Below are 24,160 nucleotides of genomic sequence, written 5' to 3'. Positions count from 1 at the left end.
GCGATGAAGGTGGTCCTGGCGTGCCACGGCGTCCGTGGGGATGTCGAACCCTGCGTCGTCATCGGGCGCGAGCTGGTGCGCAGGGGCCATGATGTGAAGATCGCGGTCCCGCCGAATGTGGTCGCCTTCGCCGAGGCGGCCGGGCTCGACGCGACCGCGTGGGGCGACGAATCGCAGGCCATGATGGACGCTCAGCGCGACTACTGGACTTCTTTCTTCCAATTACCCTGGAAACCAAAGGAACTGGAAAAGCTGGGTGCCGACATCGGGGAGATCGTCACCCGTTGCTGGACGACAGAAGCATTCGCCACGCTGACGGGGCTGGCGGATGGCGCGGACGTGATCATCGCGGGCTACGGTTTCGAGCAGTTCTCCGCCAACGTCGCGGAGTACTACGACATCCCGCTGGTCACCGTCGACTTCTTCCCCACCCGGGCCAACGGCAGAGTCTTGCCCGTGCTGCCCGCGCGGGTCGGCCGCGCGGTGATGAAGGCTTACGAGCGGATGGCGTGGAGCGGTGTGGTGAAAGACGTCGAGGACCTGCAGCGCCGTGAGCTCGGCCTGCCGCCGGCGACGACGCCTTGGCCGCAACGCATCGCCGATCGCGGATCGCTGGAGATTCAAGGCTATGACGATGTCGTCGTTCCCGGCCTGGCGGCCGAGTGGGCGAATTGGAATGGCAAGCGACCCTTCGTGGGCACACTGACGCTGGAGTCGGCTACCGACTCAGACGCCGAAATCGCCACGTGGATCGCCGAAGGAACGCCGCCGATCTTCTTCGGGTTCGGCAGCGTCCCGGTCGGATCCCCTGCCGACACGATCGCGATGATCAGCGCGGTGTGTACGCGACTGGGCGAGCGGGCAGTGGTGGGAGCGGGCTCCACAGACTTCCGCGCGATCACCTACCCGGAGCACGTCAAAGTGGTGGGCCTGGTGAACTTCGCCGAGGTGTTCCCGCTGTGTCGCGCTGTCGTGCACCACAGCGGGGCCGGCACCATCGCCGCGTGCCTGCGGGCGGGTGTGCCGCAGGTGGGACTCTGGACGTTGCCCGACCAGGGGCTGCGCACGACGCAGCTCAAACGGCTCAAGGTGGGCACCGGCCGGCGGTTCGCGACGACCACCGAGAAGTCCTTGGTCGCGGACCTGCGCAAGGTGCTGGACCCCCAGTACATCGCGCGGGCCCGAGAATTCGCGACCCGCATGACCAAGCCTGCTGAAAGCGTTTCTGCCGCCACCGATCTCGTGGAAGATTTCGTCCGCCTCGGGCGTGTGTGCTGAACCGATGAGCGCGAACCCGGAGGTCGTGGGCGGCAACGAAGACGAGAGTGTCCGTCGCCGCCGGCGGGGGACGCTCGAAGAGGTATTCGACGCGCAGAACAACGCGCTGAACGCGTGGCGGTTGGCGATGGCGACGGGCGTCATCCTGTGGCATTCCTGGCTGATCACCGGTCGTACCATCTCATTCGAGCCGGCCCACCAGTTGCTGCGAGATGTCTGGGTGGACGGGTTCTTTGCGATTTCCGGATTTCTCATCACCTGGAGTTGGGTCAGACGACCGCGGCTGCGGGACTACTTCGTCGCCCGGGGACTGCGCATCCTGCCGGGATTCTGGGTCTGTCTGATCGTCATCGCGTTTGTCATCGCGCCCATCGGGGTTGCCATCCAGGGCGGCTCGCCCGGCAGGCTGCTGCTGTCACCCGCTCCGATTCAGTACGTCCTGAACAACTTCGCGCTGATGATGCGGCAGAGCGACGTCGCCGGAACACCTCTCGGGGTGCCGCTGCCCGGCGAGTGGGACAGCTCGCTGTGGACGCTCTATTGGGAAGCGCTGTGCTACATCGCCATTGCGATCCTCGGGATTACGGGGCTGTTGCGTCGCCGTTGGGTGGTCCCGGTGTTGCTGATGCTGGCGGTCGTGTGGTCCACCCGCCTCCCGTCGATGAGTGCGATCGTCGAGGCGCCCCCGGACAAACGGCCTCCGCTCGACGCGGCAACCCAGTTGCTGATCGCCGAAGGCGCAGCCGCGCGGTTCGCGGTGATGTTCCTGGCCGGCGCGCTGCTGTACCAGGTGCGCACGGTGATTCCCGCGCGATGGTCACTCGTCGCGTTGAGTGTGGCGGTCGTCTTGGCCGCGAGCCTGTTGCCCAACTACCGCTGGATCGCCGCCTTCCCGCTGGCGTACGCGCTCGTGGTGTCGGGATCCCTCATCCACCACCCGCGTTTGCGGCTGCGAACCGATTTGTCGTACGGCGTCTACATTTACGCGTTCCCGATCCAGCAGATCCTGGTCATCTGTGGGCTCGCGTTCCTGGCGCCACCGGTCTTCGCGATCGTCGCCGCGGTCCTGACGCTGCCGTTGGCCGCGCTGAGTTGGTTCCTGATCGAGAAGCCGGCGCTGTCGCTGAAAACCCGGCTGACCCCGAAGACTCCACCGCCGACCGCTCTGCCGCCGGCTTAGACCGACCCCATTGTCCGGTCGGCCAGGGCTCCGACGGCTGGGGCCAGGGCGCGGGAGTATTCCAGTGTCAGGTGATTCCAGTCGAAGTAGACCAGGGTGTTGCCGACGATGACGGGGCAACGATTCGCCGTGCAGAACAGTTCGGTGAGATCCGCGTATTGGCCGCCGCCGGCTTTCACGGCGGCGGCCTCCGCGGCGATTCCGGACGGTGTGACCGCGGTCGAGCGCGTAGGCTCGCAGACCGTCGCATCGTCGAGGTGCGCGGAAAGGCACACCGGAACCACCGACTGCGGATCCGGGATGGGTCCGAGTACCAGCACCTGCGTGCCCATTTCACGCAGCCGGTGCACCATGCGGGTCAGGCTGTCGAGCCAGGCCCGGTCGTAGGCCGTAAAACCCGAGGGCCAATCGGCCGAACCGTATCCCCGCCACATGCTCAGTACCACCAGCCGCGGGTGTTCGGCACGCAGCCGGTCGAGGATTTCGGTACGCCACTGCTCGCACTCGGTGTACTCGCGGTGCAACAGGGGGCTGCGGATCGGCAGGTCCATCAACGGGCAGCCGGTCTTGGCCAACATCTCGACGCGCCAATGCCGTTGGTCGGCCAGCTCCCGAAATGCCGGCGCCCACATCGCGGCATGCGAATCGCCGATCAGGGCCACTCTGGTTGCCGAACCTGTATCGCCGGAGGCGCACTCAGGGTGGCCCGTCTCGAGGAAGTCGCGCATACACCCGCCGAGGTACACCTGTTTGTCCTCGGCCGCCGCATTCGCAAGTGGGGGAGTCAGATTCGACGGGACGGCCTTGACGTCTGCAGATGCCGCGAGCGCGGCCTGCACCTGGGCGAAGGCCTGGCTCACGGCGGCGTCGTAGGCCTCCAAGCCGGCACCCGCGACCACGGGCGCCACAGTGATGGTCAACGGCTTCACGGACGGCCCGTGTCCAACTGAACTCGGCACCACCTGTACGAGCACCAGGCCGACACAGACAGCGATCGCGGTCGCCGCCGCACCAAGACCGAGGCTGCGCCAGGGCGAGTTACGGATCACCGGGCTGAACCGCAGCGGATCCTCGATGAATTTCAGTGTGAGTGCCGCCAACCCGGCTGACAGCACCGCGGCGGTCACCCGTCCGATCAGCCCCAGCGGGTGGCCGACCAACAGTGGAGCCAGCACCAGCACCGGCCAGTGCCACAGATACCACGAGTAGGAGATGCGACCGATGGCGCGCATCGGCGCCAGGCGCAGCAGGTTTCCGCAGCCCTGAGTCGGCGTGGCACAACCGGCCCCGATGACGAGTGCCGCGCCAATGGTAGGCAACAGCGCGGCGGTGCCGGGAAACGGTGTGGTGGAACTGAACCAGGTGCAAGCCAGCCCGATCATCGCCAGCCCGGCCCATCCCGCGACCGCGGCGGGCACCGCGGCGAGCCGCCGCCAGTGGCCGGCAGTGAGGGCCACCAGACCGCCAAGCGCCAGTTGCCAGGCCCGGGTGGGCAGCGAATAGAACGCCGCGGCGGGCATGACGTTGGTGGTGACGAAGGAGATGCCGAAGGACACGACGGCGACCAGTGCGAGGACCACCAGATAGGGGCGCTGCCGGGTGGTGTCGGGAGACTTCCGGCGCCACAACCGAATCAGCCACGCCGACCCCAGAATCATCGGCGCCCACACCAGGTAGAACTGTTCCTCGACCCCGAGCGACCAGTAATGCAAAAACGGCGACGGCGACAGATGGTTGGCCGCGCTGAAGTAGTTGACGCCTTCCAGCATGAAGCGGTAGTTGCTGACGTAAAGGGCGCTCAAGATGCCGTCGTACAGAACAGTCGGCGCCTGCAGTGGGGGCAGCAGGAATGTCGCCGCGAGCATTGTGACGACGCCGACGGCGGCCGAGGCGGGCAGTAGCCGCCGGGCCCGGGCGCCGTAGAAAGCACGCAGCCGCACCGAACCGGTGCTGCTCACCTCGCGCCACAGCAGTCCGGTGATCAAGAAGCCGGAGATAACGAAGAAGACGTCGACGCCGACGTAGCCGCCTCCGAGGCCGGGCACCGACGCGTGGAACAGAACCACGGCCACCACCGCGACGGCGCGAAGCCCCTCGATGTCGGGGCGAAAACTGGATTGCTCCGTGCGCCGAGCTTGCTGCTCATCGTTCGAGCTAACGCTGCCGGCCTGGCGCAAGGTCACCCACCTGATTAATCGCGTGCGTCAATTGAGTCCAGGCATTCTTACACCCGGCGACCCGTCGTCGCGGCGGTTCAGAGTGGATGGGCTCGGCAGTCGCAGCGGTGTGTTCAGCGTCGCGTCGGGTCGAGGGTGCCGAGGCCGGTGATCTCGAGGCTCACCGATTTCCGCAGTCCGGCCGCGCCGAGCATGAAAAGAATGTCACCGGCTGGTGCGCCTAGCCAGAACCGCCAGAAACGCCTGCTGAATATCTTCCAGAGATAGCGACCGTCGACCAGATGGATTGCGACGGCTGCCAGGTAATACATCGCTCGCTTCCACCGGGTCGTCACCATGGCGGCATTCATTTCACCGATTTCGAGACCCCATGCGCGATATCGGAATTCCAGACCGTAGCGACTCTGGAATTCAAAGAATGCCCGCAGTTCGCCATTGGTCACCAGGTATTCGTCGAAGACCAGAATCGACCCCACAACGAACCGCTCCCGACAGGTTTCCAGCGCGTGCAGGCAACTCTCATAGGTGTCCAGGTCCATGTGGAACAGCCTGATCGGAGCGCCGGGTCGTTCGGACAGAAACGGGCCCAGCGTCTCATAGGTGCTTCCCTTGATGAAGTGCACCTCGCGGCCCAGAGCAGTGGGAACGCCGTCGTGCAAGGTAACACCGGTGTCGCGGATGAAGCGTTGAGCGAGTGGATCCGACAGCGAGAAGGTGCCTTGCTTGATGACGAACTGGTCCTCGATCTGCCAGTCCTCGACGAGTCCGGAGAACGTGTCGAAGCCGTAGACGGTGCGGCCGGTCGCGTCGGCGGTCAGCCTGGTCGACCAGCCGATCCAGACTCCGAGATCCAGCAGAAGTTCACCGGAATTCTCCGATGTCGGCTTCGGCAGTCGTGACGCTTCCCACAGCAGCGGGTGACCGGGAATCCGGCAGCGCCGAATTTCGGGAAGGGTTTTCGCGATGAAAGCCTGATATGCGGCGTCGTAAAGCCGTACGTCGCGGGCATACAAATTTGGGATATAGCGGTCGCGGTCCCGATAGATCAGACGTGCGCAGAGCAGAAGCGCGGCGAGTATGCCGATCGCGATGAGCAGGACCGGGACGAAATAGCATGCCGTGGCCACCGCGAGCGCGATGACGGCCAGGACTGCTTTCCACAGCCGGTGCAGGCTCGTCCGATCGACGGTCTGAGTCGTCCGATCCACCGTTCCGCTATCGACCATGCTCAATGCTTCACCTCCGGGTATCCGCACAGACTAGGGCCTATCGGCCGTGTAGGAGACCAGATCGGCTCAGCTAGCAAAGTTTTCGTGGTTCACGTGGGTTGCCACTCGCAGGGCATTGGCCGCGACGGTCAAACTTGGGTTCAAGCCGGCGCTGGATGGGAAGAACGACGTGTCGACCACGTAGAGGTTGTCTACTTCGTGCGCCCGATTCTGCGGATCCAGCACACTGGTCGCGGGATCGGTCCCGAACCGGACGGTGCCGCAGACGTGGCCCACGTTCGAGTTCTCCTTGCCGCTGCCCAGGCTGCGGGTGCGGAACGGTTTCAGGGTGTCCTTGAACAACTGCATGAACGCCGCATGCCGTTCGAGCTCTCCCGCGTGCAGCCGGTACTGAATCCTCATCCGCTGCCGGCCGTCGGTGCCGGGGTGCGCGGAGAGCATCACTCGGTTGTCCGCATAGGGCAGGTCTTCCATCATCGCGGCCAGGATGAGGCCGCCGGTAAAGAACCGCTCGTAGACCCGGCGCACGGCCGGTTTGATTAGCCGCAGCGCTTTCCCCTGCGGGCCAGGGCGATTGATCAACCACTCCATGGGTGGGATCGAACCGAACGACTGCACGGTCCCGTATTTCTGGCCCTCATAGAAGTAGAAGTCGTTGAGCCCGATTTCCTTGTTGGCGGCCGTGATCGCGGAATCACGCTCCGGCCAGACCTCGATCGGATCGAGAAGATGACGCATCAGGTTGCGGCCCACCATGTCTGAGCCGTTGGCGAGCCCGCGCGGCCAATCACCCGATCGCGAATTCAGCAACAGCACCGGAGTGGCCAGCGCCCCTGCGGCCAGGATCACCACCTTGCCCCTCAATGTGAGCCTGCCCGACGGGTGCTCGCAGATCACCTGCCGGACGCGGCAGCGGTCGGCCTCGAGTCGCACTACTCGGCATTCCGTCAGCAGCGTGGCTCCGTGCTCGGAAATGGCGGGCAGCACGCAGTTGCGCGCGGAGTCGTTCTTGCACGACCGGGAGCACAGATAGGTCTGACAGGTCGAACATTGCGGGGTGTAATCGCAAGCCATCGGCAGGTGGTATGGATGAAGTCCACGACCGCGCAGATGGTCTACCAGGGGCTGATTGTCAGTCGAGAAAGGCGGTGCTGCAGGAAGATTGACGTCGCCTGCTTCGGGTCGCAGGGGATCGGGCTGACCGCGGACCCCGAACAGCTTTTCGGCGTCGGCGTACCAGGGCCGCATCTCGTCGTAGGTGACGGGCCACGCGTCGGGCACCGTCGAATCGCCGGGGTGGGCGAAATTCTGCCGAGGAGTGAAGTCGCGGGCGAAGAATCGCTCACACACCATCCCGTAGAGCGCGGAGGACCCGCCGGTTCCGCTGCCGATGAACGGCACGAACCGCTTGGCGGCGCGTCCGCTGATGTCCTCGACCTCGTCGGTCGAGCGACCGCCGCGCGCCAGGGCGTCGAAATAGGCTTCCGCAGAGCGAGCCGCCATCGGCTCCGCCAGTTCCGGCATCGCCGAACGAATCGTTCCCGGGCTCCCGGGCAGGGTTGAGCGGCCCTTCTCGACGAACAACACTCGCCGACCCGCCTGGGCGAGCCGGTAACCCAGCGTGCCGCCGCCCATCCCGGTACCCACCACGATGACGTCCCAGTCGATGCGTTCCGTCTCACGCGCAGTCAATGCGGCGTCAGCCAAATCGGGCTCCTCAGCGTGATGGCCCAAAGTTTGGCCGGATCTGGGCGATTCGGGATGCTATCAACGTTGAGCCAGCGCAATCGCCGAACGCTGACTTGGGCGTCAAAAAAGCGGTAATAATGTCCGGCGATGAAACTTGTGCTGTCGAGCTACGGCGGTCGCGGCGATATCGAGCCCGCTGTGGTCGTCGGCCGCGAGTTGCTGCGCCGCGGCCACGACGTTCGCATGGTCGTCCCGCCCAACCTGGTCGAATTCGCCGAGGCGGCCGGGTTGCCCGCGGTTGCCTACGGGTTGGACTCGACGGACATCCTGGAACTGCAGTGGAAGTACTTCACCTGCTACGGGCGCACACCGTGGAAGCTCCGAGAGCTGAACCGGATGGCGGCCGAGACTGCCCGGTTCGCCGCGGACTGCTGGGCCGAGATGACCAGGACCCTGGCCACCGTGGCGCAGGGCGCCGACCTGTTGCTCACCGGTCTGATCTTCGAGCAGCCCGCCGCCAACGTCGCGGAGGCCTACGACATTCCGCTGGTCACCCTGCATTACTTCCCGTATCGGGTGCACGGCAAGCTGCTGCCGCTGCTGCCGTCGCCGCTGAGCCGGATGGCGATGACGGTCAACGAGCGGACGGCGTGGCGCGGAACCCGGGACGACGAGGACACGCAGCGCCGCGAACTGGGATTGCCCAGGGCCACCGGGCCCGCTGCGCGCAGGATCGCCGAGCGAGGGTCACTGGAGATTCAGGCCTATGACGAGCTGGTCTTCCCGGGTCTGTCAGCCGAGTGGGCGAAGTGGAATCGGCCGCGGGCAGTGAGCAGGCCGTTCGTCGGAGCCTTGGCGATGGCGGCGCCGACGGACGCCGACGACGAGGTCACGGCGTGGATCGCCGAGGGATCGCCGCCGATCTTCTTCGGATTCGGCAGCGTGCCGATCGGAGCGCCGGCCGACACGATCGCCATGATCGCCGCGGCCTGCTCGCGGCTGGGTGAGCGTGCCATCGTCGGCGCGGGTGGGACCGATTACAGCAACGTTCCAAAGTTCGACCATGTGAAGGTGGTCGGGCAAGTCAACTACGCGACGATCTTCCCGCGTTGCCGCGCGGTCGTGCACCACGGCGGCTCCGGCACCCTGGCCGCGTGCCTGCGGGCGGGGGTTCCTCAATTGGTGCTCTGGACGTTGCCAGATCAGCCGTTCTTTGCTGCACAGCTCAAGCGGCTGAAGGTGGGCGCTGGGCGCCGCTTCTCCACCACTACCGAAAATTCGCTGGTCAAGGACTTGCGGCGGATTCTCACCCCGGAGTACGCCGCCAGGGCTCGCGACATCGCCCCGCGGATGACGACACGCGCCGATAGTGTCGCTGCTGCTGCCGATCGGGTCGAGGAATTTGCGCGCCTACGTTGCCGCACCTGATCACTTGTCCCGGCCATTCGAATTTCGGGTCGGACCCGTCAATATTGGATTAGGCTGCCGAGCGACCCGCCTGGTCGTGAGGCCCGGTTAATTCCAGGACGCGCACGGGGAAGTTTGAAGGAGCTAGGAACGGCGATGGTTAGAGGCGCGTTCGGACAAAGCGATGCCGAGGTCGACTTGCTGGTCCGCGGTATGCGGGCCGGAATCGCGGTGGTGGGTTTCGGGTACATCGGCACTGTGATCGGCGCTGTCCTGGCTGACCGCGGCTGGCCGGTGACGGGTATCGACGTGAGACCGAACATCGTCGACGAGATCAACCAGGGCCGCACCAGCGTGCCGGAGCCGGGACTCGGTGAGCTCGTCGCCGAAAGTGTTCAGGTCGGACGGCTGCGCGCCACGTCGGACTTCAGCGTCATCGCCGACAACGACTTCATCATCGTCACCGTCGGCACGCCGCTAGGTCCGGACTACGAGCCGATCGTCGACGACATCAAGGCGGCGGCGCGGGCGGTGGGCGAGCACCTGCGCGCCGGCCACCTGGTCATCCTCAAGAGCACGGTGCCACCTGACACCACCGAGACTCTCGTGCGGCCGATCCTTGAAGAGGCGTCGGGCCTCAAGGCCGGGGTCGACTTCGGGTTGGCGTTCTGCCCCGAGCGGCTGGCCGAAGGGCAGGCCATCCGGGAGCTCACCTCGATCCCCGTCGTGGTCGGTGCGGTCGACGAGCGCAGCGCCCGCAGCTGCGCCACCCTGTGGCGCCACGGTCTGGGGCTGGAATCCATCATTGTCGAGGATCCGCGGACGGCCGAGATGGTCAAGCTCGCCGACAACCTGTGGATCGACCTCAACATCGCGATGGCCAACGAATTGGCCAAAGTCTGCGACCGCCTCGACATGGACGTTCTTCAGGTCATCGCCGCGGCGAACTCGATGCCGAAAGGCACCCACAACGTCAACATCCTGTCTCCGAGCATGGGTGTGGGCGGTTACTGCCTCACGAAGGACCCGTGGTTTGTCAACCACCTCGGTGAGACACTCGGCCTGGAGTTGAACGTGCCGCGGACTTCGCGGACCGTCAACGACACGATGCCCAGCTACACCTACGGATTGCTCACTGCGCTCCTCGCCGATCAGGGCAAGAAGATCGAAGACAGCAAGATCGCCGTGCTGGGGATCGCGTTCAAGAACAACACCGGTGACTGCCGGCTCACACCCACGAAATACGTTGTCGCGCTTCTCGAGGAGTCCGGCTGCGAGCTCACCGTCCATGACCCGTGGGTGCCGGAGGAGGAAGCACACACTGTCACGAAGATCCCGCTGAGCCCGGATATCGAATCCGCCGTCAAGGATGCTGATGCGCTCGTCGTTCTGGCAGGGCATCGAGAATTCCACCAGATCCCGCTGGTCCGGCTCGCCGACCTCGCAGCCGATCAATGCGTATTTCTGGACGGACGCAACAGTTTCGACCCGGCAGCCGCGCGGGCCGCGGGCTTCATCTATAAGGGGATCGGCCGGTAGCCGGCCGCGGGTCTCCTCAAAACCACACGTTCAACGAAAGAGCAACTATGTCCAATGTCGTCGTGACGGGCGGCTACGGCTTCATCGGATCGCATCTGGTGTCCGCACTGCTGGACCGCGGCGACAGCGTCACCATTTTCGACTTCGCGAAGAACACCCGTGACACCAGTATCGATTTCGACGCGCATCCCAACTTCCGCTTCGTTCAGGGCGATGTCACCGACCTGGCGGCGCTGGAAAAGGCGTTGACTCCCGACGTCGACACGGTGTTCCACTTGGCCGCGGTGGTCGGCGTCAAAAACTACATGAACGACCCGCTTCAGGTCCTCGACGTCAACGTGATCGGGACCCGCAACGTGCTCGAGTTGAGCCAGCGCAACGGGATTCGCATCGTGTTCGCCAGCACCTCCGAGGTGTTCGGCAAAAATCCCAAGCCTCCGTTCGCCGAGGATGACGACCGGGTACTTGGCTCGACGAAAACCGCGCGCTGGAGCTACAGCACCAGCAAGGGCATGGCCGAGCATCTGGTCTTCGCCATGCATGCCGCCCACGGCCTGCCGGTGACTGTTGTCCGCTACTTCAATGTGTATGGCCCGCGGCAGAATCCGATTTTCGTGGTGTCGCAGACAATCCACCGGATTCTCAACGGTTGCCAGCCGTTGCTCTACGACAGTGGTGACCAGACCCGGTGCTTCACCTACGTCGACGACGCGGTCGCCGGCACTCTGCTCGCCGCAGACAGCGATGCGGCGATCGGTGAGGCGTTCAACGTCGGCAGCATGGTAGAGACGACCATGCGGGACGCTGTGGAACTGGCCATCAAGATCGCCAGTGTCGACGGGGTGTCCAGCGCCGAGGCGGTCGACACCGCAGCACGTTTCGGCGGTCGCTACGAAGACATTCCGCGTCGCATTCCGGACTCGACGAAGGCACAGCGCGAGCTGGGCTGGCAATTGAAGATAGACGTGGAAGAGGGCATTCGCCGCACCATCGAGTGGGCGCGCGCCAATCCGTGGTACCTGGAACATCCCGCCGGGGACGGCAAGGGGTAGGACCCGCGATGAAATTCGTGCTGGCGAACTGGGGTACGCGCGGCGAAGTGGAACCGTTCGCCGCGATCGGCCGGGAGCTGGTGCGCCGCGGGCATGACGTGCACCTCGTTGTCGCGCCCGAAATGATCGCGTTCGCGGAGTCCGCCGGGCCCAAGGCGGTCGCCTTCGGCCCGACACTGAAAGAGGTCGACGACCCGCACCACGAGTTCTGGAATCTGTTGTTCAGCAAGCCATGGAAGGCCGCGGAGCTGAACCGATTGCTGGGTGCGTTCGCCGCACCGCTGGACGAGTATCGGGAGCAGGCGTCGAAGACGCTTCTGTCGTTGGCGCACGGGGCCGACCTACTCGTCACCGGCCTGAACTACGAGGGTGTCGCCGCGAACGTCGCCGAGTACTGCGGCACACCGCTGGCGACGCTGCAAATCTTCCCGTTACGGGTCAACGGTTTTCAAATGCCCTTCCTGCCGCCGCCACTGTGCCGCGCGGTGATGGCTGTGCTGGAGTGGCTGACATGGCGCGGACACAAAGTCGCCGACGACGCCCAACGGCGTGCCCTCGGCTTGCCGAAGGCGACCGGCCACTGGACGCAGCGGATCGCGGCGCGCGCAGCGATGGAAATCCAAGCCTACGATGCGCTCTGCTTTCCGGGCCTGCCGGACGAGTGGGCGACGTGGAACGCCCATGAGCCGCCCCAACGCCCCTTCGTCGGGGCATTGACGCTGGAGTTGCCCGCCGCCGACGACGCCGAGATCGCATCGTGGATCGCCGCCGGCACACCACCGATCTTCTTCAGCTTCGGCAGCATGCCGGTGGACTCCGCGGCGGAAACCATCGCGATGATCGCCGGGGCGTGCGCCCAGGTCGGGGAGCGGGCCCTGGTGGGCGCCGGCTGGGCCGACTACAGCAGCGTGCCGCACTACGACCACGTCAAGATCGCCGGACCGATGAACTACGCGACGATCCTGCCGACCTGCCGCGCAGTCGTGCACCACGGCGGCGCCGGAACCACCAACGCCGGTCTGCGCGCCGGGCGCCCCACGCTGATCCTGTGGATGTTGCCCGATCAAGGGTGCTGGGGGTCCCGGCTCAAGAAGCTCAAGGTGGGCACCGGTCGGCGCTTCATGGGCACCACCGAGAAGACGTTGGTCAAAGACCTTCGAACGATCCTCGCCCCCGAATATGCCGAGCGCGCACGGCAACTCGCGAACACGATGATCAAGCCCGCCGACAGCGTCGCCATCGCAGCCGACCTGGTCGAGAAGTTCGCCATCTCCCGTCGCGGCTGACGTCAACCGCGAACGCCCCCGGATTCGGCCGCGGCCCGGTATCCGCGGATGGCCAGCGGGCCGACGAGCGCAGCGCCGGCAATGGTCCACAGCACGCCCCAGAGCAGTGGCCACCACGGGAGGCCGCCTTGAGCCAGCGTGCGCATCGATTCGACGATCGGCTCCATGGGCTGAAAACGCAGTAACGGCCACATCCACGACGGCAGTGATTCCACCGGAGGTGACCCGGAGCTGGCGAAAACGGCGGTGATCGCGGGCAGCCCGAGCCAGATCAGCACGGTGCCGTCCTTCGCGCGAACCGCGACGGCGATCACCGCCATTGCGAAGACAATCACCACCATCACGGGCACCAACAGGTACAGCAGCAACTCGAGCGGACCGCCGCGGAAGCGCAGCCCCAGCCCGATGCCGACCGCGGTGATCATGGCAGTGCTGACCAGCGTCCGCACGGCCTCTGCGATGAGCCGACCAGTCAATGCACTGGCTCGGTTCACCGGCAGCGCCCACAACCTGCTGAGTAGCCCGGTGTCGCGTTCGAAGGACAGGGTGAGGCCGACCGCAAGCGAGCCGGAGAATGCTCCGGCTATCGCGCATGTCGGCACCAGTCCGTAGAGGCTGTCGGTACCGGTGATTCGCAGCACCGACTTGCCGACCAGGAGGTAGTACGTAATCAACAAAAACGTTGGGAAAACCAGGGATTGGACCGGCACCAGCGGATCGCGGCGCCAGTGGGTGAAGTGCTGGCAAGCGAAAACCCAACTTTCGTTGAGCAGTGAACTGCGCAGCGGCGCTTGCGTGGTCATTGGGTGCGCCTCTGCATCCGTACCGCGATCGCCCCGAACACCACGAGCAGCCCGAGGCACCAGGCGAAGCTGCTCGCCAGGCTGCCGACCGCGACGTGGCCTGCGGCGAGGCCGCGCAGGGTGTCGGTTACCTGCGAAACAGGTTGGTAGCGAACGAAACCATGCAACCAGGAGGGAAACGAATCGACGGGCGCCATCCCCGTCGACAGCATCACCAGCATCATCTGGGGGACCAGGAGGATCTGACTGGATCCGCCGTTGCGGCCGATCGCGGCGGTCGAGATCCGCACCCCCGTCGCGTCCGCGGCGAGTGACAGGCCCAAGGTCAGCGCCAGAACGAAGAACGTGAACACCGCCAAATGTGCGGGGCCACCGAGCATTCGGAAGCCGAAGGCGTAGCCGGCGGCGATCGTGGCGACCAGGGCGATTACCCCGCGGATCAGGCAGTACAGCATGCGCGCCGCCAGCGGCGCGATCGTCGGAATCGGCAGGGTGCGGAACCGGAGCCCGAGCTCGGACTGGTGGTCTCGGGCCGCGCGGTCGACGGTGGTCAGTGCGCCGAGCAGGGTCACCTGGACGATGATGACCGGCAGAAGGTACTGGGGGTAACCGATCCCGCCGGTGTCGATCACGTTGCGCAACGCGAGGTTGAAGATGATGAAGTTACCGGCGGGCGCCAGCACCGCGAACGGCAGGTCGCTGCGCAGCGTATTGCGCACCATCCGCTCGGTCAGAACAGCAACAGCGGTCACGCGGTGACACTGCCGGTCAGATGCAGGAACACCTCGTCCAGGGATGGCTTACGCAGCGAAATGTCCTCCAGCTCAACGTCGAGCTGGTCGACGCGGCGGAATACCTCACTGAGGGTGGCAACGCCGTTAGGGGCCAGCACCGACACGGTGTTGGCCTCGTCGTCGGCCTGCACGTCCTGAAGGTCGGCGAGCGCGGCGATGATCTTGGGCAGGTCATCGGGGTTGACCGGGCTGACCGAGCAATAGCTGTATCCGACACGTCGCTTGAGGTCGTCGGCGGTTCCGGTGGCGACAACACGGCCCTGATTGAGCACGACGATCGAATCGCTGAGCACATCGGCTTCTTCGAGGTACTGGGTGGTGAGCAGCACCGTCGTCCCATCAGATGTCAACGAGGACACCAGGTCCCAGACACTACGGCGGCTGCGCGGATCCAATCCTGTCGTCGGCTCGTCAAGGAACAAGACCTTCGGCGGGACGACCAGAGCAGCCGCGATGTCGACGCGACGCCGCATACCACCGGAGTAAGTGACCACATTCCGGTCGGCGGCATCCACCAGGTCGAATTGATGGATCAATTCGTCGGCGCGCCCGTTGGCCTCCTTGCGCCGCATCCCGTGCAACCGGGCGAACATCACCAGGTTCTCGCGCCCGGTGAGCTGCCAATCGATCGCGGCGATCTGTCCGGTCATCGAGATGGATTCGCGTACCCGGGCCGGTTCCTTGGCCACGTCGTAACCGGCCACGAGCGCTCTGCCGTAGGAGGGCTTCATCAACGTGGACAGGATGTTGATCGTGGTGGTCTTTCCCGCGCCGTTGTGACCGAGTAGCGCGCAGACCGATCCGGTTGCGACGGAAAAGCTCACGTCCTGCAGGGCAAGGATGGTCCCGTCGAACGTCTTCGCGACACCGTCAAGCTCGATCACAAATATTGACCATAGCGTGAGTGGAGGTGCTTCGGGTGAAGTCGCAGCCTCTTCGTCGGGCCCACCGGATTATTTGCCGATCCACTCGAGAAGTGATCGTGTTCCCTCCTCGAGCGACCACTTAGGACGCCAACCGAGCTCGTCGGTCGTGGCCGTTATGTCACACCTGGCGGCCCGCACGTCGCCGTCGCGGAATTTCGCTACGACTACGGGTTCGGGGGCGCCGCAGATCCCGGCGAGAAGCTGCGCAAGCTCGTGAATGGTGGTCGGGACACCTGCTCCGATATCGAGGGAGCGGGACGGCGCCGCGGGCGTTTCGATCGCCGCGAACAACCCTTCGATCACGTCGTCGATGTAGACGAAGTCGCGCACGATCCGGCCGTCTTCGTACACCTCCAAGGCGTGCTTCTCGCGCGCCAACCGGGCGAACAGCGCAACGATCCCGGTGTAGGAATTCGTCAGCGACTGACCCGGCCCGTAGACGTTCTGCAGTCGTAGCACGCTGAGCCTGGTGTCGTGGGCCGAGGTCCACGCGGCCAGGATGTGCTCCTGGGCCAGTTTGGTCGCGGCGTAGATGTTGGTGGGCCGGGGCTCGGTTGTGGCCGCACTGCTCGCGAGCGGGACGGCAGGCTCCCCGGTGGGGCCCTGCGGATCCCAGATGCCCGCGACGAGCTGAGCGTGGCTGCGCGGTTGCGGATAGAACACGTCGCTACCGGACCGCCAGGCGCCCTCGCCGTAGACGGCCCTCGACGACGCCAGCACCAACTGGTCAGGGACGTGCCCGCAGCGGCTCAAGGCGTCGAGAAGTTGGGTTGTCCCAACGACATTCACTGAACCGTGGCGGGTCGCCTCCGACAGCGACTGCGCCGTTCCCGTCTCGGCGGCCAGGTGCACGATCTGCGACGGTTTGAACAGCCGGAGCACGGCATCACAGTCAGCCGCGTGAGTGACATCGCCGGTGAACAACCGCACCGAGGGCGGCAGGTCGATCGGTGCGTCGACGGCGTGCACCTGCGGATGCAGGATGTCCATCACGGCCACGTCGTAATCGGATTCGACGAGACGTCGCGCGAGCGCGGATCCGATGAATCCGGCGCCGCCGGTGATGAGTACGGATGTGGACAAGGCAAGCCTCCAGATGGCTATCGTTGGGCGAACGCGCGGTCGACCAGCGCGGCGATGGCCGGTGTCAGCACGCGGGAGTATTGAAGGGTCAGATGACTGACGTCGAGGTAGACCAACGTGTTGCCGACTATGACGGGGCAACGCTCTGTGGCACAGAACAGGTCGGACAGGTCCGCGTACTGTCCGCCGCCGGCCGCGGTGGCGGCCGCCTCGGCTGCGATGCCGGATTGGTCAACCGCCGAGGGCCGTGACAGCGAGCAGGCCGCCGCATCGTCGAGGTGGCCGGACACGCAGATCGGCACGTTGGCATGCGGACTCGGAATCGGCCCGAGCATCAGGACCTGCGCACCGGTCTCGCGCAGCTGCCGCACCAGCTGGGTCATCCCGTCGAGCCACGCTCTGTCGTAGGCACGGAAGCCCGACATCGTCTCGTCGGTGCCGTACCCCCGCCACACACTGACCACGACGAGTCGGGGATGTTCGGCCGCCAGGCGAGCCACGATCTCGTCGCGCCACTGCTGGCAGTGTTGAAGGTCTTCGACCAGATTGCTGAACGCGCTGCCGGCGCGCGCGTCCATGAGTGCGCAGGCTTCCTTGGCCATCATTTGCAGCCGCCAGTGCCGTTGGGTGGCGATCTGCTGTAACGCCGGAGTCCACATCGCGGCATGCGAGTCACCGATGAGGGCCACCGTGTTCGGCGAGGTGATATCGCCCATCACGCACTCGGGCTGGCCGTCCTCATACGGCGTGCGCAGGCAGCCCTGGTAGGTGTAGTCCTCCTGTTCCGCCGCCAGGTTGTCCAGCGGCGGAGTCAGATTCGACGGGACGGGGGCCTTCGTCGCGACGGCTGCCGCCAGCACCGCCTGCAGCTGGGTGCGGGTCTGCGCGACCGCGGTGTCGTATGCGGCGGCGTTCGAGCCGGTCGGCACCGACACGGCGTTGAGCGCCACCGCGGCTGCCGGGGCGCCCGGCCCGACGGGTGTGGGTACGGCCTTCAACAGTCCGACCCCGACGAAGACGGCGATCGCCGTGGCCACCGCCCCGACGCCGAGGCTGCGCCACGCCGAGGTGCGGATCTTCGGGGCGAAGCGCAGCGGGTTTTCCAGGTAGCGCAGCGTCAGCCAGGCCAAGCCGGCGGCCAGCAGCGCAGCGATGATGCGTTCGGCCAAATTCAGCGAATGGCCGAGAAGTGCGGGTGCGAGAACCAGTACCGGCCAGTGCCAGAGGTACCAGGAATAGGAGATGCGGCCGACCGCGCGCATCGGTGATGTGCTCAGGAACTGGCCACATCCCTGGGACGGGGTGGCGCAGCCGGCGCCGATCACCAGCACCGCGCCGAGGGTGGGCAGCAGGGCGGCGGTGCCCGGGAAGGGCGTGGCTGACGTGAACCACACACAGGCAATCACGATCATGGCCAGTCCGGCCCATCCGGAGACCGCGGCCGCCCGGGGCGAAAGGCGTTGCCACGCAGTCGCGGTCAGGGCCACCAATCCGCCGACGGCCAACTGCCAGGCGCGGGTCGGCAGCGAGAAGAACGCCGCCGCCGGCACGACATAGGTGATCACCAGCGACAGCGCGAACGAGACGGCGGCGACCAGTCCCAGGACTATCAGGTACGGGCGCCGGGAGCCGCCGATCGCGCGGGCCCTGTTTCGCCGGAACCGCCGAATCAGCCAGGCGATGCCCAGGATCAGCGGAGCCCAGACCAGATAGAACTGCTCTTCGACTCCGAGTGACCAGTAATGCAGGAACGGCGACGGCGTCAACAGGTCGGAGAAGTAGTTGATGTTGTCGATGATGAACCAGTAGTTGCCGACGTAGAGGGCGCTGGCGACGCCGTCGTAGAGGACCGTCGGAACCCGCAAGGGCGGCAACAGAAGTATCGCCGCGATCATCGTGACGACGCCGACCGCGGCAGAGGCCGGCAGCAACCGGCGGGCACGCGCGCCGTAGAAGCTGCGTAGCCGGACGCTGCCGGTGCTACTGACCTCACGCCACAGCAGCCCGGTGATCAAGAACCCGGAGATGACGAAGAACACGTCGACACCCACGTAGCCACCCCCGATGCCGGGGACGGCAGCGTGGAAAAGGACCACGGCCGTCACCGCGACGGCACGCAAGCCCTCGATGTCCGGACGGAAGTATGGCTGTTCCGGGCGCCGACTTTGCTGTTCTTCGGCAGCACTGAGGCTGTCGGCGTGGGCCAATGTCACCTACCTGCTAAATCAGCGAACACGTCAATTCAGTCGAGGCATTGTTACATTCGGGCGCCGGGACGAGAGGTGCTTTCGAGAACGCCTTCTCGCAACTAGTGGCGCGCGAGCGTGCGGTCGGCGAGGGCCGCGACGACCGGGGCCAACGCGCGCGAGTACTCGAGGGTCATGTGGTTCTCGTCGACGTACACCAGGGTGTTGCCGACGATCACGGGGCAACGTTGCGCGGTGCAGAACAGGTCGGTCGTGTCGACGTATTGTCCGCCACCGGCCTGGGTGGCGGCGGCCTCGGCGGCGATGCCCGACTCGTGGACAGCGTCGGAGCGAGCCGGCGTGCAGGCCGGCACGTCGTCGAGGTAGCCGGACAGGCAGACCGGCACGACGAACTGCGGGTCGGGAATCGGTCCGAGCACCAGCACCTGCGCGCCAGTCGCGCGCAACCGCTGCACCAAACGGGTGAACGCCGCGAGCCAGGCGTCGTCGTAGGCCCGGTACCCGGACAGCGCTTCGTCGGTGCCGTAGCCACGCCACAGACTCAGCACGATCAGGTGCGGGCGCTCGGCTTCCAGGCGGCTGACGATCTGCGCCCGCCATTGCCCACAGTGTTCGAAGTGCTCGGCCAGCCTGCTCAGCGGGTTCCCGATCGGCAGGTCCAGCAGCGGGCAGGCCCCTTTGGCCAGCAGCTCCAGCCGCCACTGCCGCTGGGTGGCGACCTCGTCGAACGCGGGCGTCCACATCGCGGCGTGGGAGTCGCCGACCAGGGCGACCGTCGTCGGCGACGAGGTGTTACCCAATGCGCACTCCGGTTGTCCACTCTCGAACGGCTCGCGCAGGCAGCCGTTGAACGACAGGGCCTTCTTTTCGGCGAAGGCTTCGGACAGCGCAGGCGCGAGGTTCGACGGTACGGACTCGATGTCGGCCGACGCCGCGACGGCCGCCTGGACCTGAACGAACATCTGGCGCACCGCGGTGTCGTAGGCGTCGATGGGGGAGCCGGCGGCCACCGGTGCTGGGGTGAAGTTCAGCGGCTTGGCAGGCGCTCCATGCCCGACCGGGGTGGGCAGCACCCTGAGCAACCCCACCCCGACGCAGACCGCGATCAACGTAGCCCCCGCACCCAGCGCGAGACTGCGCCACCCGGACGCGCGGATCCTCGGCGCGAAGCGCAGCGGGTTCTCTAGATACCGCAGGGTCAACCATGCCAACCCGGCGGACAGCAGCGCGGCGATGATGCGTTCGGCCAGGTTCAGCGAGTGGCCCAGCAGGATCGGGACAAGGACCAGCACCGGCCAGTGCCACAGGTACCAGGAGTAGGAGATCCGACCGATGGCGCGCATCGGCGGCACACCGAGCAGCCGCCCCCCGCCGTGATTCGGCGTGGCGCACCCGGCGCCGATGACCAGTGCCGCGCCCAACGTGGGCAACAGTGCCGCGGTGCCCGGGTAGAGCGTCGCCGGAGTCAGCCAGACACAGGCCAGCGCGATCAGCCCCAGGCCGGTCCAGCCGGTGATCGCGGCGACCCGCGGTGAGAGGCGCTGCCAACCGAGGGCGGTCAGCGCCACCAAACCACCGGTAGCCAGCTGCCACGCCCGGGTGGGCAGTGAATAGAACGCCGCCGCCGGGAGGATGTAGCTCGCCAGGAACGACATCGCGAACGACACCACCGCGATCAGCGCGAGCAGCACGATGAAAGGACGCTTCGACGCCGGTGCGTCCGGGCGTCGCCGGGCCCGGCGCGCCAACCGGATCAGCCACATCGCGCCGAGCAGCATCGGCGCCCACACCAGGTAGAACTGCTCCTCGACGCCGAGCGACCAATAGTGCAGGAATGGCGATGCGGTCACGTGCATGGCGAAGTAGTCGACGCCGCGCAGGACGAACTGATAGTTGCTGACGTACAGCGCGCTGGCGATACCGTCGGTGATCGCAGGCCGAGCCTGCAACGGCGGCAACAGGATTGCCGAGGCGACCATCGTGACGACCCCGACAGTCGCCGAGGCCGGCAGCAACCGGCGGGCGCGGGCGCCGTAGAAGCTGCTCAATCGCACGCTCCCAGTGCTGCTCACCTCGCGCCAGAGCAGTCCGGTGATCAGGAAACCGGAGATCACGAAGAACACGTCGACACCGACGAAGCCCCCGCTGATGCCGGGGACCGATGCATGGAATAGGACGACCGCCAGCACGGCGACGGCACGCAGGCCCTCGATGTCCGCGCGGAACGCCGTCGGTTCGGAGCGCTGAGTCGGCCGGCTGTCGGTGGGGCTAACGCTGTCGGCCTGGACCAAGATCACCTACTTATCGAGCGGACGCGTCTGTCGGTCGAGGCATTGTTGCATTCGCGCGCGTCAATAAGACGTGGTTTATCCGTGTTCGGCGATCCAAGTGGTGGTGTAGCTCAGTGTCGCGGGGATGCTCTTGGCCAGCCCGGCGCCGATCGACTTTTCGAGTTGTCCGCCGACGAACGGGATTTTGACCTCCACGCGGACCGCGGACCGCAGTCTGGCGGCATTGGCCACCGGGGCCAGCCAGTTCTCGGCACGGCTCGATCCGAAGCCGCCCGCCGCCGACACGTCGACCTCGCCGCGGACCCGGCCGTCATCGACCGACCGCCATGTTTCGCGGTAGTGCAGTTTCAGATCGCCGGGAACAGCCTTCGCGATCACTCCTGGAAGCAGCTGGCGACCGAGGTACTGGGTGATGTGCACTTCCACCGCGCCGTCGGCATCCACAATCAGCGAATCCAGGGTGGATGCGGCGTCGCCGGCCAATCGGTCCGCCCAGTAATCCTCGCGTCCGAACGCGGCATGAATCGCCTCAACGCTGGCCGAAGATTCGCTGACGATCTCGAATGAACGCGGCATAGCCGACCATTCTTACGCCACCGGGTTGTGGGCCGAAACCCTCATGTTGTGCAACCCCTTTGTGGTAGGAACCTCGCGTGAATATCAACCAGGGTCTGGTCATGTTGGCGGACGCGATGCCAGGTGTGAACCGGATCAGGGCCGTGCAGCAGGCGCTCGCCATGCGCTCGAATCCCGTGTACCTGGAGATCGGCGTCTCGCGCGGGCAGGCCTTCCAGCGGATCAGCGCCGACGTGAAGATCGCCGTCGACCCGGCCTTCCGGCTGACCGAGCGCACCCGCGAACTCGCCAATGCCAAGGGTCGCGTCGTCGAGTACTTCGAGACCACCAGCGACGCGTTCTTCGACAACGAGAAGTCGCTGCTGGAGCAGCACCCAGTCGACGTCGCGCTGATCGACGGGCTGCACACTTACGAGCAGGTGGTGCGCGACGTCGAGAACACCGTGCGCTACCTGAAGGACGACGGCGTCATCTTCCTGCACGACTGCAACCCGCCGTTCGAGCTCGCGGGCCGCCGCGCCGAGTCGTGGGACGAGTTCATGGCGCAGCAGTCCGGGCCGTTGAAGATCGGCATCTGGAATGGCGACGTGTGGAAAGCCATCGTCGAGCTCCGCAGCACGCGTCCCGATCTGCTGGTCGGGGTGCTGAAGTGCGATCAGGGCGTCGGCTTCGTCCGCAAGGGAACACCGGAAACGACCCTGCCGTACTCGCCGAAACAGGTAGAGGCACTCACCTACGCCGACCTCAAGGCTGACCGGACGCGGCTGCTCAACCTCAAGCCGCCCCGGTATCTCGGGGAGTTCCTCGCCATGAGCGCCGCCCGGTAGCGGCCGCTCCACCATTCCGCGATGAAGTTCGTACTGGCAACGTGGGGAAGTCGCGGCGATATCGAGCCCAGCGCGGCCGTCGGCCGGGAGCTGGTGCGCCGCGGGCATGACGTCTGCATGGCGGTTCCGCCGGACCTGGTCGAGTTCACCAAGGCGGCGGTGCCGAACACCGTCGGTTTCGGGCCGAACTCGCGGTCGATTCTCGACGCCCACCGCGACTATTGGACCTGCTTCTTCAGCAGCCCCTGGAAACTGCGGCAGATGGGCACGGCGCGAAGCCAGATCTCCGGGCCGCTCTTTCAGGGCTGGCAAGACATGAGCGCGACATTGATGTCGCTGGCCGACGGCGCGGATCTGATCTTCAGCGGCATCAACTTCGAGGACGCCGCGGCCAACGTCGCCGAACACTACGACATTCCCTTGGCCACCTTGCATTACTTTCCGCTGCGTCCGAACGCCCGGGTACTGCCCTTCCTGCCTGCGCCGCTGGCACGCGCGGTGGTCCGGGCGTTCTGGTGGGTGTCGTGGCGCGGCACCAAGAAGGTCGAGGACACCCAGCGCAGCGAGCTGGGCTTGCCCAAGGCGGTGCACTCCGCGCCGCGGCGGATCACCGAACGCGGATCACTGGAAATCCAGGCCTACGACGAAGCCTGCTTCCCCGGCCTCGCGGCCGAATGGGCGCAATTCGATGACCAACGGCCCTTCGTCGGGACGCTGACGCTGGAGTTGGGCGCCGACACCGACGACGAAGTGCTGTCCTGGATCGCCGCCGGCACGCCGCCCATCTTCTTCGGCTTCGGCAGCATCCCGGTCGAATCGCCGGCCGACACGATCGCCATGATCGACGCGGCCTGTGCGCGGCTGGGGGAGCGTGCGTTGGTCGGCGCCGCCAACACCGACTTCAGCAACGCGCCGCATTCCGAACGCGTCAAAGTGGTCGGCCTGATGAACTATGCGACGGTGTTCCCGGCCTGTCGGGCAGTCGTCCATCATGGCGGCTCGAGCACCACGCCGATCGCCATGCGGGCCGGAGTTCCTCAGCTGATCTTGTTCTGGGACCTCGTCCACGCGATCTACGGCGCCGCAGTCAAACGGCTCAGGGTCGGCACCGCCCGCCGGTTCTCGACCGTCACCGAGGAATCGTTGGTGTCCGACCTGCGCACGATCCTCGCCCCCGGGTACATCGCGCGGGCCCGCGAACTCGCCACCCGGATCACCGACCCTGCTGAGAGCGCGGCTGCCGCCGCCGACCGTCTGGAGGATTTCGCCAGGCGGGCGACCCGTTGACGGGGCGATCCGTCGCCACGCTTGCTGGCGTGCGACGCTAACGACCCTTGGGCGGCATCACCGCCCCCGCCGAATACCGGCCGGCCTGGTTGAGAAACGCCTCGCAGGTGAACCGAACCGCACCATCTGAGAGAAACCGGTGGCCACCACTGTCACTCGCCGATAGGTGTGCACAGAAGGTTGCTATCCGGTGATGTGAGTCACAGCCAACTCCATGACATGGGTCACACCACGAAGTATGGTTTGGAACTTGTTCTACCTATATTGACGAGAGTGTCGGGAGACGCGGTGAGCACCAATCCGTTCGATGACGACGAGGGCAGCTTCTTTGTATTGGTCAACGACGAGGAGCAGCACAGCCTCTGGCCGGCCTTCGCCGACGTCCCCGCCGGTTGGCGCATCGTCCACGGGCAGGCCGACCGCGCGGCATGCCTGGACTACATCGAAGCGAATTGGCCCGACATCCGACCGAAGAGCCTGCGCGACCGGTTGGCGGGAAGTCGAGCGTCCGACTAGTTGAGGGTCTGGG

General features: G+C 65.9%; 19 protein-coding genes. 9 read left to right on the top strand and 10 right to left on the bottom strand.

The window, feature by feature from the left end:
- Positions 1-3 precede the first annotated feature (3 nt).
- Both AB431_RS22455 and AB431_RS22450 read left to right on the top strand, forming a co-directional pair.
- A complete protein-coding gene (locus AB431_RS22455) occupies positions 4-1,278 on the top strand; it encodes a glycosyltransferase (RefSeq protein WP_047331793.1) in 1,275 nt (424 codons plus the stop codon).
- Positions 1,250-2,458: an acyltransferase family protein gene (locus AB431_RS22450; RefSeq protein WP_369803086.1), complete on the top strand. Its 1,209-nt coding sequence runs from the start codon at positions 1,250-1,252 to the stop codon at positions 2,456-2,458. The genes AB431_RS22455 and AB431_RS22450 overlap by 29 nt, the downstream gene beginning before the upstream one ends.
- Here AB431_RS22450 and AB431_RS22445 read toward each other — a convergent pair.
- The 3 genes from AB431_RS22445 to AB431_RS22435 form a co-directional block, all read right to left on the bottom strand.
- Positions 2,455-4,635 (bottom strand): acyltransferase family protein, encoded by a 2,181-nt coding sequence (locus AB431_RS22445; RefSeq protein WP_047333699.1) that lies wholly within the window; start codon positions 4,633-4,635, stop codon positions 2,455-2,457. The genes AB431_RS22450 and AB431_RS22445 overlap by 4 nt on opposite strands.
- A 113-nt stretch (positions 4,636-4,748) precedes the next feature.
- Positions 4,749-5,861, bottom strand: a complete 1,113-nt coding sequence (locus AB431_RS22440; RefSeq protein ID WP_047331792.1) for a class I SAM-dependent methyltransferase — start codon at positions 5,859-5,861, stop codon at positions 4,749-4,751.
- A gap of 69 nt (positions 5,862-5,930) precedes the next feature.
- Positions 5,931-7,571: a GMC oxidoreductase gene (locus tag AB431_RS22435; protein WP_047333698.1), complete on the bottom strand. Its 1,641-nt coding sequence runs from the start codon at positions 7,569-7,571 to the stop codon at positions 5,931-5,933.
- A 129-nt stretch (positions 7,572-7,700) separates the two neighbouring features.
- Here AB431_RS22435 and AB431_RS22430 point away from each other — a divergent pair, with 129 nt between their 5' ends.
- The 4 genes from AB431_RS22430 to AB431_RS22415 all read left to right on the top strand — a co-directional run bounded on the left by AB431_RS22430 (position 7,701) and on the right by AB431_RS22415 (position 12,837).
- On the top strand, positions 7,701-8,981 hold the full coding sequence (locus AB431_RS22430) for a glycosyltransferase (protein WP_047331791.1): 1,281 nt from the start codon (positions 7,701-7,703) through the stop codon (positions 8,979-8,981).
- Between the two features lie 135 nt (positions 8,982-9,116).
- Positions 9,117-10,499, top strand: a complete 1,383-nt coding sequence (locus AB431_RS22425) for a nucleotide sugar dehydrogenase (protein ID WP_052960365.1) — start codon at positions 9,117-9,119, stop codon at positions 10,497-10,499.
- A gap of 47 nt (positions 10,500-10,546) precedes the next feature.
- On the top strand, positions 10,547-11,551 hold the full coding sequence (locus AB431_RS22420; RefSeq protein ID WP_047331790.1) for an NAD(P)-dependent oxidoreductase: 1,005 nt from the start codon (positions 10,547-10,549) through the stop codon (positions 11,549-11,551).
- A gap of 8 nt (positions 11,552-11,559) precedes the next feature.
- Entirely contained in the window at positions 11,560-12,837 is a 1,278-nt protein-coding gene (locus AB431_RS22415; RefSeq protein ID WP_047331789.1) for a glycosyltransferase, read from the top strand.
- Positions 12,838-12,839: 2 nt separating this feature from the next.
- Here the strand turns inward: AB431_RS22415 and AB431_RS22410 are convergent, their stop codons facing one another.
- From AB431_RS22410 to AB431_RS22380, 7 genes are all read right to left on the bottom strand, one after another.
- Positions 12,840-13,640, bottom strand: a complete 801-nt coding sequence (locus AB431_RS22410; protein ID WP_047331788.1) for an ABC transporter permease — start codon at positions 13,638-13,640, stop codon at positions 12,840-12,842.
- Complete coding sequence (locus AB431_RS22405) at positions 13,637-14,392, bottom strand: ABC transporter permease (protein ID WP_200902662.1); 756 nt, start codon at positions 14,390-14,392, stop codon at positions 13,637-13,639. Before AB431_RS22405 ends, AB431_RS22410 begins: the two co-directional genes overlap by 4 nt.
- Positions 14,389-15,318: a daunorubicin/doxorubicin resistance ABC transporter ATP-binding protein DrrA gene (locus AB431_RS22400; RefSeq protein WP_047331787.1), complete on the bottom strand. Its 930-nt coding sequence runs from the start codon at positions 15,316-15,318 to the stop codon at positions 14,389-14,391. Before AB431_RS22400 ends, AB431_RS22405 begins: the two co-directional genes overlap by 4 nt.
- 69 nt (positions 15,319-15,387) lie before the next feature.
- Complete coding sequence (locus AB431_RS22395) at positions 15,388-16,443, bottom strand: NAD(P)-dependent oxidoreductase (protein ID WP_047331786.1); 1,056 nt, start codon at positions 16,441-16,443, stop codon at positions 15,388-15,390.
- A gap of 17 nt (positions 16,444-16,460) precedes the next feature.
- Complete coding sequence (locus AB431_RS22390) at positions 16,461-18,656, bottom strand: acyltransferase family protein (protein WP_047331785.1); 2,196 nt, start codon at positions 18,654-18,656, stop codon at positions 16,461-16,463.
- Positions 18,657-18,751: 95 nt separating this feature from the next.
- Complete coding sequence (locus AB431_RS22385; RefSeq protein ID WP_369802941.1) at positions 18,752-20,947, bottom strand: acyltransferase family protein; 2,196 nt, start codon at positions 20,945-20,947, stop codon at positions 18,752-18,754.
- Between the two features lie 69 nt (positions 20,948-21,016).
- Positions 21,017-21,517 (bottom strand): DUF2505 domain-containing protein, encoded by a 501-nt coding sequence (locus AB431_RS22380; protein ID WP_047331784.1) that lies wholly within the window; start codon positions 21,515-21,517, stop codon positions 21,017-21,019.
- Positions 21,518-21,618: 101 nt separating this feature from the next.
- Between AB431_RS22380 and AB431_RS22375 the strand changes: the two genes are divergently transcribed.
- From AB431_RS22375 to AB431_RS22365, 3 genes are all read left to right on the top strand, one after another.
- Positions 21,619-22,344, top strand: a complete 726-nt coding sequence (locus tag AB431_RS22375; RefSeq protein WP_052960473.1) for a class I SAM-dependent methyltransferase — start codon at positions 21,619-21,621, stop codon at positions 22,342-22,344.
- Positions 22,345-22,365: 21 nt separating this feature from the next.
- Positions 22,366-23,631, top strand: a complete 1,266-nt coding sequence (locus AB431_RS22370) for a glycosyltransferase (protein WP_047331782.1) — start codon at positions 22,366-22,368, stop codon at positions 23,629-23,631.
- Positions 23,632-23,919: 288 nt separating this feature from the next.
- Positions 23,920-24,147 carry an MbtH family protein gene (locus AB431_RS22365; protein ID WP_047333694.1) on the top strand — a complete coding sequence of 76 codons (228 nt, stop codon included), beginning with the start codon at positions 23,920-23,922 and terminating at the stop codon, positions 24,145-24,147.
- The last annotated feature ends 13 nt before the right edge of the window (positions 24,148-24,160 follow it).

It is taken from the genome of Mycobacterium sp. EPa45 (assembly GCF_001021385.1).
In the GTDB taxonomy this organism is placed as follows: domain Bacteria; phylum Actinomycetota; class Actinomycetes; order Mycobacteriales; family Mycobacteriaceae; genus Mycobacterium.
The sequence above is the reverse complement of the archived record's forward strand: the minus strand, read 5'-3'. Positions and strand labels throughout refer to the sequence as shown.